Source organism: Streptosporangium roseum DSM 43021 (assembly GCF_000024865.1).
GTDB classification, from domain to species: Bacteria; Actinomycetota; Actinomycetes; order Streptosporangiales; family Streptosporangiaceae; genus Streptosporangium; species Streptosporangium roseum.
Genome location: NC_013595.1, coordinates 1,225,872 through 1,238,379 on the forward strand (window position 1 = coordinate 1,225,872; position 12,508 = coordinate 1,238,379).

A 12,508-nucleotide genomic window follows, 5' to 3' on the forward strand; every position below is an offset into this window, starting at 1 on the left:
GATGCACCACACGAATCACTTCTACGGGCATGCCCACATCTTCGCCCGGTACTGCGGACTGGACCGGCGGAGGCCGCCGCGTATCAACGGCTACCTCCAGCACGGATGGAACGCCCTGGACGGGTTCGGCCCCCGCGAGAAATACGTCCCGGTGACGCCGAAGTTCGTCTGGACGGACACGATGCGCCGCCGGGGCTGGGCGCGCGGGCGCCGCGACTACTACCCGATCGGCGCCCCGTGGCTCTACCTGACGCAGATGGAGCCCCCCGCCGTGCCGGAGGCGGAGCGGGAGGGGACGATCTGGTACCCCTTCCACGGCTGGGAGCGCCAGCACGTGGACGGTGACCACCGGCGGCTGATCGACGAGATCCGGGAGGTCGAGCGGGGGCCGGTCACCGTCTGCCTCTACTGGCTGGAGTTCGGCGAGCCCGAGATCCGGAGCGTCTACGAGAACGCCGGCTTCCGGGTGATCAGCCACGGAGCCCGGGGCTGGATGAAGAAGGGGACCGACCCGCTCTTCCCGCACAGGCAGCTCGCCGAGCTCCGCCGGCACCGGCGGGTGGCGTCCAACCGGTTGAGCACCGCCGTCTTCCACGGCATCGCGGCCGGATGCGAACCCGCCGTCTACGGCGACCCCATGGTCCTGGCGGAGGAGGACCCGATGCACGGCGGAGTCGCGCGCGTCCGGCGGCTGTGGCCGGAGCTGCACGGCGCGGAGGTCGATCTCGTCACCGCGCGGCAGATCGCGGCAGAGGAGCTGGGGGTCAGGTACCGGGTGTCCCCCGAGGAGATCAGAACCGTTTTCGGATGGTCGGGGGAGACAAATGACCTGTGACGACGCGGCGGCCCGAATACGCCTCCTGGGGGGAGAGATGCTTGAGTGGTCCGACGCCGGACCGGACGGATCTCCCGGGGCGGAGGTGCTCGGCGAGCTGCTGCGCCCCCTTCTCACCGGCGGCCGGGTCCTGGTGGCGGGGCCGCACCCCGCCGAGCTCCTCGACGCGGCGGCCGCCGGCGCGTGCGAGCTGAGCGTGCTGCTGCGCTCCCACTCCGACGCCTGCCACCTGGCGGAGCAGTACGAGGCGACGGTCTACTGCGGCAGCCTGGAGAAGGCGGCGTTCCCCGAGGCGTTCGACGTGGTGATCGCGCTCGACGGGGTCGAGCGCCTCACCTCCTCCGACCACGCGGCCGGCTCCTGGGCCGAGTCGCTGGGACGGCTCACCGCGATGCTCGCCCCCGGCGGAACGCTCGTGCTGGGCGTGGAGAACCCGCTGGGCGTCCACCGGTTCGCCGGAGATCCCTCGGAGGTCCATCAGCGCGCGGACGACGACTGGGCCGCGGTGGAGCTGGACCAGTCCCGCCCGGTGAACCTGGAGCGGCTCGCGGGCCTCCTGAACGACTCCGGCCTCACGGTGGGCAGGAGCTACGCGGCGTACGGCCATCCGGCCGGACCGCACCTGCTGCTGGACGTCTCGGTCCTGGAGACCGCCTCGGCGCCGACGGCCCTCGCCGTGGCCGCCTGCGTCGGGGTCTTCGGCACGCCCGCGGCGGGCTACGACGCCCGGCATCTGGGGCGTATGGCGATAGCCGGCGGGCTCGGGGCCAGGGTCGCGACGCGCTGGGTGGTCATGGCGCACGCCGCCGGCGGCCGCCCCGTGACCTCGCCGGTGGCGCTGACCGCCGACGCCGACGCCGCTGCCTGCTGGCGGCTCGCCTGCGAGCTGGTTCCGGCGGCCCGGGGCGGGTGGACCCGCAGGGCGCGCGGGGACCGGACGCTACGCGTGTCGGGGCGGGTGACACGGACACCCGAGCTGCTCGACGGGCCGGTCCCCGAGGGCCGTTTCCTGGCCGAGATCCTCATGGCGGCCTGCGCGCGCAACGACGTCGTCGCGATCCGTGAGCTCCTCGTCCTCTTCCGGCGGTGGGTGGAGGGGCACGGCACCGGCGGGCGGGTGCCCGCGTCGACGGCCTTCGCCGTGGCCGACAACGTGGTCTTCGACGGCACCGGGTTCGCGATGCTCGACGCGAGCTGGCAGCTCCCCGGTGAGCTCGACCTCGACGTGGCCCTGGCCAGGATCCTGCGTCACTTCGCCGCGCGCCTGCTCGATTCGGGGCAGTGGCATCCGTGGTCCTGGCAGATCGGGGCCGACCGGCTGACGCTGACGCTGCTGGCGATGGCGGGCGGCACGGCCGACAGGGAGACCGTCCGCCGGGGCGCCGAGCTGGACGCGGAGATCGGCGCGGACGTGCCCGGCCGGGCCGGACCGGGCCGGCACGGGAGCGAGGGCGGGCCGGGGGAGTGGCGGGAGAGCTACCGGGAGCTGTACGCCGCCCGGGGGCGGCTCCGCGCGCGGCTGGAGGAGGCCCAGCAGAAGATCACGATGCTTGAGCGCGATCTGGAGACCGCCGAGGCCAAGCTGGCGAAGGCCGTCCGTGCCGCCAAGCAGGCGCAACGGCGCGACGAGAGGCCCCGGCCTCCGAACGGCTCCCGGCTGGGGCGCGTGATCACGGCCCCGGTGGCGGCTCTCCGGCCGGTACGGCGGATGTTCGGCACCGGATCGGATGGAAGCGCCGCACGCTAGTTCGACATCTCTGGGGGTGATCCGTATGCCACGACTCAGCGTGGTTGTTCCGTACTACAACGTCGAACGGTATTTCGACGCCTGCCTGGCCTCGATCCAGGGCCAGACGCTCGGCGACCTTGAGGTCATCTGCGTGGATGACGGATCGATGGACGCGAGCGCGGTCATCGCCAAGGACTACGCGTCACGAGACCCGCGCTTCCGGGTGGTGGTCCAGGAGAACCAGGGCCTCGGCCCGGCGAGGAACACCGGTGTGACGCACGCGTCGGGGCACTACCTGGCCTTCGCCGACAGCGACGACATCGTCCCCCCGCGCGCCTACGAGCTCCTGGTGGGCTCCCTGGAGCGGAGCGGGTCCGACATCGCGTCGGGCAACGTGCAGCGGCTCACTTCCGAGGGGCTGGTCCAGTCCTGGGCGCACCGCAACGCCTTCAGGAAGACCCAGGTGGGCACGCACATCACCCGGAACGTGCACCTCCTGTTCGACCGGTCGGTGTGGAACAAGGTCTTCCGGCGCTCGTTCTGGGACGAGCTGGGCATGGAGTTCCCCGCCCGGCTGTACGAGGACATGCCGGTGACCGTCCCCGCCCACGTGCGCGCGCGGGCCGTGGACGTGCTCTCCGAGGTCGTCTACATCTGGCGCCTGCGCGAGGGGTCCATCACCGAGCGCCGCTTCCGCGCGGAGAACGTCACCGACCTCGTGATCTCCGTCGCGGAGACCGCGCGCTTCCTCGAAGAGCACGCCCCCGGGCTGCGCCGTGTCTACGAGCGGGACACGCTCCACAACGACCTGCGGGTGGCGGTCGAGGCGCTGGCGGCGGGCGTCGAGCCCGATCTCCTGCTGGACGCCGCCTGCTCCTACCTCGACACGGTGAAGCGGAGGTCGTATCTGGAGCTGCCCGCGATCCGCAGGCTGCAGCTCCAGCTGATGCACCGGCGCCTGGTCACGGAGCTGGCCGAGGCGGTCCGGTTCGAGCGGGAGAGCATGGACGAGGCCCGGCTGCGGCGGGGCCTGCTGTCGCGGCGCAAGTGGTATGCCGAATATCCCTTCCGGCGCGGCTACGGGATCCCCCGCTGGGTCTTCGACGTCTCGCGAGAGCTCACGATGGTCGGCCGGCTGGAAGGCTGGGAGTGGCGCGCGGGCCGGCTGCACGGCGAGGGCGGGGTGCGGCTGCCGGGTGTCATGGTCGGGGCGGCTCCGTCCTGCGCGATCAGCCTGTGGCTACGCGAGCGCGCGAGCGGCACGGTGCTGGAGCTGCCCGTGGAGCGCTACGACCTGGGGTTCGGCTTCGTCTGCGATCCCGGCACGCTTCCCGTACGGGCCTCCAAGTGGGAGGTGTGGGTCAGGCTCACCGTGGACGGCATCGTCCGGGAGGCGCGGCTGAGGGGGAACACTCCGGCGCTCGGTCCCGGTGAGACGGACGACGGGATGTGGATCCAGCCGCTCGTGGACGACAAGGGGTTCGCCGTCCTCACCGTCAAGCGCCCGCGGGCGGCGGTGACCGGGTGCGAGGCGTCCGAGGGCCGGCTGCGGATCCTCGGGTGGCACGCCGAGCAGGAGAGCGCCGCGGGCGTCACCCTGGTGATGGGCGTCCTGGACGGTCCCGAGCGTTCCTACCCCGTCACGACCGCCCCGGCGCGGGAGGACCGGCGGGAGTTCGCCGTGGACGTTCCCGTCGAGGACCTGCGGCCCGAGGAGGAGACGGCCGTCTGGAACATGTACCTGTCCGGGATGGCCGACGGCAGGCCGCTGCGGATGCCCGTGGCCCTCCACGAGCTCCCCGAGTGGGAGCTGGACGGGTGGGAGATGCAGATGGCGCGCACATCGCGCGGAAACATGGCGCTGAGAGTCCAACGGAGTGAAGATGATCATTAATGGGCGGCCCGTCGGTGCCGATGCCCCGCCGTACGTCATCGCGGAGATGTCCGGTAACCACGACGGGGATCTCGCCAGGGCACTGAAGATCGTCGACGCGGTGGCGGAGTCCGGGGCGCACGCGCTCAAACTCCAGACCTACCGCGCGGACACGATCACCATCGATGCGGACGGGCCGTCGTTCCGGCTGTCCGAAGGGCACGACCTGTGGGGCGGTGAGCGCCTCTACGACCTCTACGAACGCGCGCACACGCCCTGGGAGTGGCACGAGCCGATCTTCGAGCGGGCCCGGTCGGCGGGGCTGACCGTCTTCTCCAGCCCGTTCGACCCGACGGCCGTGGACCTGCTGGAGAGCCTGGGAGCGCCCGCCTACAAGATCGCGTCGTCGGAGATCGTGGACCTGCCGCTGATCCGCCGTGTCGCGCGGACCGGAAGGCCACTGATCATCTCGACCGGGATGGCGAGCCTGGGGGAGATGGACGCCGCGGTCCAGGCGGCCAGGGGAGCCGGCTGCGAGCACCTGGTCCTGCTGGGATGCACGGCGGCCTATCCCGCGGCGGTCTCCGACAGCAACCTGCGCAGGCTTCCCGTGCTGGCGGAGGCGTTCGGGCTGCCGGTCGGGCTGTCGGATCACACCCCGGGCATCGGCGCCGCGGTGGCCGCGGTCGCGCTCGGCGCGTGCGTGATCGAGAAGCACGTGACCCTCGACAGGGCGGGCGGGGGCGTCGACGCGGCGTTCTCGCTGGAGCCGGACGAGCTGTCGGCGCTCGTCGTCGAGAGCGGCCGCGCGTGGCAGGCGCTCGGCAGCGCGGCGGTCCGCCCCGTCTCCGCGGAGAGCGAGGGGATGCGCTTCCGCCGGTCCCTGTACGTCGTGGCCGACGTCCGGGCCGGTGACACGGTGTCGGCGAGCAACGTCCGCTCGATCCGCCCCGCCGGGGGGCTCCCGCCGGACGCGATCACGACGGTCGCCGGCCGGACCTTTCACCGTGACACCCCGCGGGGCACTCCGCTCACCTGGGATCTGATCTGACCCACGCATGTCTCCCGGGATCTGATCCGACCCACGCACGTCACCTGGGATCTGATCTGACCCACGCATGTCTCCCGGGATCTGATCCGACCCACGCATGTCTCCCGGGATCTGATCCGACCCACACATGTCACCTGGGATCTGATCCGGCCCATGCACGGCGCCGATCCGGCGCGTTCCGAGGCCCGCGGGCCGGCGAATCCGCCGGCCCGCGGGCCTCGGCGCGTCACGGCGACCGCGGGCGGCCCGTGCCCACGGACAAGCCGCCGGGCTGTCCGAGGCGGTCAAGGCTCGACAAGAGCCGCGTCATTTAAACGCATGGCCCGTGCGTCTATCGGACCTTCTCCTCATTCTCAATCTCATTGAGATGGAGCGTCTCCGGACCCGCTCCGGATCCTTTCATGGGATCACTTCGGTCATTCCGGATTTCGACGATGTTGGAGGCTGGCATTTTGTCGCCGCTGCTGAGCGTTATCGTCCCTTTCTTTAACGTGGAACCCTATTTCGGGGCCTGCCTGGCGTCGATCGCCAGGCAGACGCTCCGCGATCTGGAGGTCATCTGCGTGGATGACGGATCGCTCGACGGCAGCGCTGTCATCGCCAAGGAGTTCGCCGGCAAGGACGGCCGCTTCCGGGTGATCCACCAGGAGAACGCCGGGCTGGGAGCGGCCAGGAACGCCGGCGCGCTCCACGCGACCGGCCGGTACCTGTGCTTCATGGACAGCGACGACGTGCTGCCCGCCGACGCCTACGGGCTGCTGGTCTCCTCGCTGTCGGAGTCGGACTCCGATTTCGCGTGCGGTAATGTCCTCTATCTCAACTCGACCGAGACCTGGCGGTCCGGCCTGCACTCCCGGCCTTTCAGGGAGACCGTGCAGCGGACTCACGTGAATACACGTCCCGAACTTCTCCTGGACCGCACGGCATGGAACAAGGTGTTCCGTCACGATTTCTACCGGGAGCACGGGTTCAGCTTTCCCGGGGGACTCTACGAGGACGCGCCCGTCACCATCCCGGCCCACGTGCTGGCGCGCTCGGTCGACGTGCTCAGCGACGTGATCTATTACTGGCGGCAGCGGGAGCCGGGGGATCCGTCGATCACGCAGCGCCGGACCGAGCCCGGCAACCTGGAGGACCGGATCGCGTCGATCACGCGGGTCCGGGATTTCCTGGCCGCTCACGCGTCCCCCGCGCTCCGGCGCCAGTTCGACGAGTTCGTCCTCCGCAGCGACCTCACCCTCTATGTCAACGCGGCGCTGGACGCCGGCGAGGACTACCGCGGGCGCCTGATGGAGAACGCCGGCTCGCTCGTCGAGCGCATGGACCCCGACCTCCTGGCCGAACTCCCCTGGGAGCAGCGCCTGGTGTTCGAGCTGCTGAAGCGCCGGCAGTCGGACGACGTCATCGAGGTGCTGGCCGACCGGCGGGAGGGCGCCTTCCACGGCCTGACGCGCCGGGTGTTCGGCTGGTACGCCGACCACCCGATGATGCACAGGGGTGTGCTGCCACGGAAGGTCTTCCGCGCGGGCGACGGCGACTTCACCCTGGTCTGCCGGGTCGACCGGCTCGACTGGGAGGACGGCGACCGCCTCCGCGTGACCGGTCGCGCCCACATCAAGGGCATCGGCCTGCCGGCGGAGGACTCGTCGGAGATCACGATGACGCTGCGCAACACCCGGAACCAGCGCGTGGTCGAGCTGCCGGTCCGGCGGCTGCTCCGCCCGGACGTGACCGCCGCCTCCGGCCGCGACACGACCTGCTACGACTGGTCGGGCTTCGAGGTCGACATCGATCTCGCGGTGCTGGCCGGGGCCGCCCGGAAGGCCCGGTGGCAGCTGGAGGTCGAGGTCGTCGCGCAGGACGTGCGGCGGTCCGGCCCGCTGACCGCCACCACCGGCAGTGACGTCCGCCGCTTCCCCGGCATCCCGGTCACCCCGCAGGTCAGCCTGTACGTGGACGTGAACCCCGACGACGAGGTCCTGTTCAAGGTCCAGCGGGTCCACACCGTGGCGGAGCCCCGGCCGGTCGGGGAGGGCATGATCGAGGTGTCGGGCTGGACGGCCTCCGACGCCCCGGCCGACGCGGGCGTGACGCTGCTGGCACGGCTGCGCCGGGGCGGCGGGGAGCTGAGCGTCCCCGCCTCCTGCGCGCCCCTCGGCGGCGGCCGGGTCGGGTTCAGCGCCCGCCTCCCCGCCGCGGAACTGCTCCCGGCCGACCTGCCGGCCGGCGACACGGCCGGCGACACGACCGGCCCGCAGATCGACCCCGACCCCAGGTGGGACCTGTTCGTCGTCGTGGGCGACGGCAAGCTCCGCAGGCTGACCGCCGGTCTCGCGGCCGTCGAGGCGTACGTGACCGTGGGGGACCGTGAGGTCGGTGTGGCCGCGACCAGGCTCGGCCCCCTCGGCGCGGTGGTCCGCCCGGTCCGGCCGACGGTGACCGGCATCCGGCCGGAGGCGGGCGACAGCCTCCACCTGACGGGACGGCGCACCGGGGCGATGGGCCCGCAGGCCCGGCTCGTCCTGCGGAAGGCGGGCGGCGGCGAGGTCCATCACGTGCCGCTGGAGCAGGAGGAGGAGCGGTTCTCCTGCGTCATCCCGCTGACCCGGTTCGAGCTGTACGGCGAGCACGTGCCGCTCGCCGGTGGCCGGTGGGAGGTCCTGGTCGAGTCCGGGGCGGACCTGTCTCCCGTCAGGGCGACCAGGAGCCTGCTCGCCGACCTGCCCGCCGTGCAGACGGCCGGGATGCAGACGTTCCGGGTGCGGACCCACCGCTCGAACGGCGTCGCCATCGACGTCCAGCCGGCGCTCGGCGCCGACCGGGGGGCACACGCCCAGCGGTGTCTCATGGAGCGGGACTACCCGGCCTTCGTGAAGGAGCCGCTCCGGGAGCTCGTGGTGTTCGACTCCTGGCGGGGGCGGCGCTACTCCGACGGCCCGCGTGCGATCTACGAGGAACTGCGGCGCAGGGGCGACGGCCGGGAGTGCGTCTGGATCTCCGCCGACGGCCGGCTGCGGCCCCCCGGAGACGCGCGGGTCGTGCTGCGCGACAGCCGGGACCACTACGAGGCGCTGGCCCGCGCCGGCCACATCTTCTCCAACGAGAGAGCGCCGGGCTGGTTCACCGGGCGTGAGGGCCAGCTCTACGTGCAGACGGGACAGGGCACCCCGCTCAAGCGGATCGGCCACGACATCGCCGACGGCCGTTTCGGCAGCGGAGCCGACCATCGGCGGCGGCTCGCCCAGGAGGTGGCGACCTGGGATCTGCTGATCTCGTCCAGCTCCTTCAGCACCTCGATCCTGCCGGGCGCGTTCCGGTACGGCGGGCCCGTCCTGGAGGCCGGACGTCCCCGGAACGACCTGCTGCACGGGCCCGGGAGCCGGCAGGAGGTCGAGCGGGTGCGACGGGCCCTGGGGCTCTCCCCGGACAGGCGCGTGGTGCTGTACGCGCCGACCTGGCGGGACGACCAGGTCCTTCCGGGAGGCAGGTACCACCTGGACATCCGGCTGGACTTCGACCGGGCGCTCCAGGCGCTCGGCGACGGCCACGTCTTCCTCCTGCGGGGCCATCCGCACACGTCCGAGGCGCTGAAGCCCGCCTGCCGTACCCGGGGGGGCGTCGACGTCACCGGGTATCCGGACGTCACGGACCTGCTGCTCGTCGCCGACGTCCTCGTCACCGACTACTCGTCGCTCATGTTCGACTACGCCGGCACCGGCCGTCCGATGATCTTCTTTACCTACGATCTGGAGCACTACCGCGACCGGGTGCGCGGCTTCTACCTCGATCCGGCCGGGCACGCTCCGGGTCCCCTGCTGATGACCTCCGACGAGGTGATCGACGCGCTGGCCGGTCTCGACGGGATCGTGCCGGCCTACGCCTCCGCCTACGGCGCCTTCAGGGAACGTTTCTGCCATCTCGACGACGGGCGGGCCGCCGCCCGCGTCGTCGACCACGTCTTCGGGAGCCCCTGACCGACGCCGCCACGCCTTCGGGAGCCCCTGACTGACGCTGCTGGTCAAGAACCGGTATGGAGATTCTCTCTTGGCTCCCGAGTGTCAGCCTTCGATCACGCAGGGTGGTCATGCTGGAAGGCATGAGGGCCTATTCGTTGAACGACGTTCACGCGACCCGCAAACGAAGAGACTCCTGGTGGACGGTTTTCGTGGTCGATCCGGTGGCTTGCAGGCTCACACTGCTCGTCGCCAACCACACAGCCATCACGCCCAACGGGCTCACGCGTCTGTCGCTGGTTCTCGGCATGGTGTCGGCGGTCTGCTTCGCGTTCGGACAGCTCGTGGCGGGGGCCGCGCTGTTCTACGTGAGCTTCATGGTCGACTGCATGGACGGGAAGATCGCACGGCTCAAGGAGACCGGGACCGCGTTCGGGCTGTGGCTCGACTACGTGGGCGACCGGATCCGGGTGGTCTGCTGCGCGATCGGGCTGGCGTTCGGGCAGTACATGGCGACGGGGGACGTCGCCTACATCATGCTCGGCGCCGGGGTCGCCGTCCTCGACCTGTTCCGCTACGTCAACGCGCCGCAGATGAAGCGCGTCCGCGAGGTGGTCAGGGAGAACAGGCCGGAACCCCCGGTGAGGATCGGGCCGGTGCCGCCCCGGGAGCCCAGGGATCCCCGGATGCCCAGGGCGCCCCGGTCGCTCACCCTGCGGCGCAGGCTCGGCCGGTTCCTCATCCGCCACCGGGTGCGGACGCACCTGATCAGCGGTATCGAGTTTCACGCGGCGGTGTTCGTGGTCGCCCCGCTGATCGGGGTGGCGGCGCTGCTGCCCGTCTCGATCGTGGCAGGAGCGCTGCTCCTGCTCAACGAGGTCTTTCTGATCTACCGAATGTGGCTGTTCACCCGGGCCGCGCCCGCCGCGCCGCGCTCGGAAAACGCGCAGCGTGTACCTGTTTGATCATCTTCTACGGGGGTTCGTTGTCATGCAGTCCGACCGACCGATCTTTGTGATCGGCTGCCCACGCTCAGGCACCACCATGTTGCAGCTCATGCTGCATTCGCATCCGCGCATCGCGGTGCCTCCGGAGACACGGTTCCTGGTGCCCGGCTACTACCGCAGGTTCGTCTTCGGTGACCTGCGCGAGCAGGGGAACCGGCGCAGGCTGGGCCGATGGATCGTGAGCGACAAGGACACCAAGTTCAAGGAGCTCAAGCTCGACGGGGAAGAGCTGATCGAGAACATCGCCGCCGGGCCGCCGACGCTGGGCTCGGCGATGGGCATCACCTTCCGCTCCTACGCCGAGCAGCACAGCAAGTCCCGCTGGGGCGACAAGCGGCCGAGCTACTTCCATCACGTGGACCTGCTGCTGCGGCTCTTCCCGGACGCCCAGTTCGTCCACCTGATCAGGGACGGCCGTGACTGCGTGGCGTCGCTGAAGGAGATGCCCTGGTACACCAAGGACGTCTTCCACGCGGTGACCAACTGGGCCGAGGCGATCGACTACGGCCGCCGGCACGCCAAGAACCTCCCGGCCGACAGCTACTACGAGATGCGCTACGAGGACCTGACCGCCTACCCGGAGACCGAGCTCGGCAAGCTGTGCGACTTCCTCGGCGAGGACTACGACCCGGCGATGAGCGAGCCGCAGCACGTGGCCCGGGTGGCGATCCCGGAGCACAAGGTCTGGCACCAGAACACCCACGGCGACGTGACCACCGCCCGGTCCGGCTCGTGGAAGTCCAGGCTGGAGCCCTGGGAGGTGTCGGTCTGCGAGACCGTCCTGGCCGAACGGCTGACCGCCAACGGCTACGAGCTGAGCGGCGCCCCCAAGGCGGCCAAGGAGCATGTCGAGGCGTGCGAGAACGCGGCGTCCAAGCGGCGCTGGGCCCGCCGGCGCAAGGAGTTCCGGGACCGCATCAACCGGTTCCGCGAGCCGAGTCCGGTGGCCGCGCAGCTCACCACCCGGCAGCTGGGCGAGCTGGCGAAGGTCTGACCATGCAATCGGATCGACCGATCTTCATCGTAGGCTGTCCCCGCTCGGGGACGACGATGCTGCAGCTCATGACGCACGCCCACCCCCGCATCGCGATTCCTCCGGAGACCCGGTTCATGGTCGCCGCCTACCAGCGACGGCTGCATTTCGGCGATCTGAACGATCCGGCACACAGGCGCGAGCTGGCGGAGTGGGTGGTCAACCGCCGCCAGTCGCGCTTCCACGACCTGGGGCTGGACGGCGAGGAGGTCATCGAGCAGATCGTCGCCGGGCCGTCGACGCTCGGCTCGGCGCTGGGCATCGTGCTCCGCGCCTACGCGGCCCGGCACGGCAAGCCGCGCTGGGGTGACAAGCGACCGTCGTACTTCCAGCACATCGACGTGCTGCTGCGGCTCTTCCCCGACGCCCAGTTCATCCACCTGATCAGGGACGGCCGTGACTGCGTGGCGTCGCTGAAGGAGATGCCCTGGTACAGCGGGAGCGTCTACAGCGCGGTCGCCGCCTGGGCCGAGGCGATCGACTTCGCCCGGCACGGCGCGCCGAAGCTCCCCGAGGGCAGCTACCACGAACTGCGCTACGAGGATCTGACGACGGACCCCGAGGCCCATCTGCGCAGGCTGTGCGATTTCCTCGGCGAGGACTTCGACCCGGTCATGTGCGAGCCGAAGCTGGTGGCCGACATCGCCTGCCCCGCGCACAAGACCTGGCACTCGCGCACGCACGAGGATGTGACCACCGCGCGCTCGGGCTCGTGGAAGAAGCGGCTCGACCCCTGGGAGATCTCGCTGTGCGAGAGCGTCCTCGGAGACCGGCTGGAGACCTACGGCTACGAGCTCAGCGGCGCGCCGAAGACGGAAACCTCGCGGATGGTCGCCTACGAGCGGACCGCGGCCAAGCGGAAGCTGGCCCGGTTCAAGCGGGTGGCCTTCGACCGGTTGACACGGCTCCGCGAGCCGAACCCGCTGGGCGCCCGGCTCACCACCGGTCAGCTCGTGCTGGCCGGGGTGCCCCTGCCGCGCACCGAGCCCGTCAAGGTCAGCGGCTGACCCGCTCGGGCGCGGACGCC

8 protein-coding genes are annotated in these 12,508 nt (G+C 71.0%); all 8 read left to right on the forward strand.

The window, feature by feature from the left end; genetic code table 11:
* Window position 1 precedes the first annotated feature (1 nt).
* The 8 genes from SROS_RS05760 to SROS_RS05795 all read left to right on the forward strand — a co-directional run bounded on the left by SROS_RS05760 (window position 2) and on the right by SROS_RS05795 (window position 12,488).
* A complete protein-coding gene (locus SROS_RS05760; RefSeq protein WP_012887944.1) occupies window positions 2-835 on the forward strand; it encodes a hypothetical protein in 834 nt (277 codons plus the stop codon).
* Between the two features lie 37 nt (window positions 836-872).
* Window positions 873-2,582 carry a class I SAM-dependent methyltransferase gene (locus SROS_RS05765; RefSeq protein ID WP_148268963.1) on the forward strand — a complete coding sequence of 570 codons (1,710 nt, stop codon included), beginning with the start codon at window positions 873-875 and terminating at the stop codon, window positions 2,580-2,582.
* Window positions 2,583-2,607: 25 nt separating this feature from the next.
* Window positions 2,608-4,458 carry a glycosyltransferase family 2 protein gene (locus SROS_RS05770; protein WP_012887946.1) on the forward strand — a complete coding sequence of 617 codons (1,851 nt, stop codon included), beginning with the start codon at window positions 2,608-2,610 and terminating at the stop codon, window positions 4,456-4,458.
* Window positions 4,448-5,488: a pseudaminic acid synthase gene (gene pseI / locus SROS_RS05775; protein WP_012887947.1), complete on the forward strand. Its 1,041-nt coding sequence runs from the start codon at window positions 4,448-4,450 to the stop codon at window positions 5,486-5,488. The genes SROS_RS05770 and pseI overlap by 11 nt, the downstream gene beginning before the upstream one ends.
* Window positions 5,489-5,922: 434 nt before the next feature.
* Window positions 5,923-9,462: a bifunctional glycosyltransferase/CDP-glycerol:glycerophosphate glycerophosphotransferase gene (locus SROS_RS05780; RefSeq protein WP_281048007.1), complete on the forward strand. Its 3,540-nt coding sequence runs from the start codon at window positions 5,923-5,925 to the stop codon at window positions 9,460-9,462.
* A gap of 122 nt (window positions 9,463-9,584) precedes the next feature.
* A complete protein-coding gene (locus SROS_RS05785) occupies window positions 9,585-10,406 on the forward strand; it encodes a CDP-alcohol phosphatidyltransferase family protein (RefSeq protein WP_043654833.1) in 822 nt (273 codons plus the stop codon).
* 25 nt (window positions 10,407-10,431) lie between these two features.
* On the forward strand, window positions 10,432-11,442 hold the full coding sequence (locus tag SROS_RS05790) for a sulfotransferase family protein (RefSeq protein ID WP_012887950.1): 1,011 nt from the start codon (window positions 10,432-10,434) through the stop codon (window positions 11,440-11,442).
* A 2-nt stretch (window positions 11,443-11,444) separates the two neighbouring features.
* A complete protein-coding gene (locus SROS_RS05795) occupies window positions 11,445-12,488 on the forward strand; it encodes a sulfotransferase family protein (RefSeq protein ID WP_012887951.1) in 1,044 nt (347 codons plus the stop codon).
* The last annotated feature ends 20 nt before the right edge of the window (window positions 12,489-12,508 follow it).

What these genes read in the sequence shown, in the direction of transcription:
- SROS_RS05790 (WP_012887950.1), top strand. Translation starts at nt 10,432, where the DNA reads ATGCAGTCCGACCGACCGATCTTTGTGATCGGCTGCCCACGCTCAGGC.
- SROS_RS05785 (WP_043654833.1), top strand. Translation starts at nt 9,585, where the DNA reads ATGAGGGCCTATTCGTTGAACGACGTTCACGCGACCCGCAAACGAAGA.
- SROS_RS05765 (WP_148268963.1), top strand. Translation starts at nt 873, where the DNA reads ATGCTTGAGTGGTCCGACGCCGGACCGGACGGATCTCCCGGGGCGGAG.
- SROS_RS05780 (WP_281048007.1), top strand. Translation starts at nt 5,923, where the DNA reads ATGTTGGAGGCTGGCATTTTGTCGCCGCTGCTGAGCGTTATCGTCCCT.
- SROS_RS05795 (WP_012887951.1), top strand. Translation starts at nt 11,445, where the DNA reads ATGCAATCGGATCGACCGATCTTCATCGTAGGCTGTCCCCGCTCGGGG.
- SROS_RS05760 (WP_012887944.1), top strand. Translation starts at nt 2, where the DNA reads ATGCACCACACGAATCACTTCTACGGGCATGCCCACATCTTCGCCCGG.
- SROS_RS05770 (WP_012887946.1), top strand. Translation starts at nt 2,608, where the DNA reads ATGCCACGACTCAGCGTGGTTGTTCCGTACTACAACGTCGAACGGTAT.
- pseI (WP_012887947.1), top strand. Translation starts at nt 4,448, where the DNA reads ATGATCATTAATGGGCGGCCCGTCGGTGCCGATGCCCCGCCGTACGTC.